1 protein-coding gene is annotated in these 395 nt (G+C 50.1%); it reads right to left on the minus strand.

Translation table 11 applies throughout. From position 1 onward, the window contains the following. Positions 1–332: EF-hand domain-containing protein (locus tag BB427_RS05065; RefSeq protein WP_139119019.1), on the minus strand; the 332-nt coding region annotated here is incomplete at its 3' end. Positions 333–395 lie beyond the last annotated feature (63 nt).

Genomic DNA, 395 nt, shown 5'->3' on the forward strand with positions numbered 1-395 from the left:
ATGGTGAAATTGATGGGGCCGGGCGCTTCAGCCATCATGGAATCAAGCTCAGCATCTGTGCATAGACGGCCAAGGGAATCGAATGTAGCTCTGATGTCATTTTTGGAGATGAATCCATCTTTGTCCTGGTCAATAAGTTGGAAAGCCTCTTTGAACTCCTGGACCTGGTGCTGGGTGAACATGGCGAAGACATTACTGCCGGATCTTTGTGCTCTCCTCTTTTGGGATGAGGGCCTGGGCGGTGGAGGTGCAGCGGCAGGGGCGTCCCCACCTTCTTCCTCTGCCTTCTTCTTGCTTTTCTTCTTCTTCTCTTTCTTTTCTTCGTCACCCATAATTCCTGTCTTTAGAACACAAAAACCGACTTAAACAGCAAGCGACAGAAGCGAGGAAGAGCC

It is taken from the genome of Pseudoalteromonas sp. BMB, assembly GCF_001709235.1.
In the GTDB taxonomy this organism is placed as follows: domain Bacteria; phylum Pseudomonadota; class Gammaproteobacteria; order Enterobacterales; family Alteromonadaceae; genus Pseudoalteromonas; species Pseudoalteromonas maricaloris.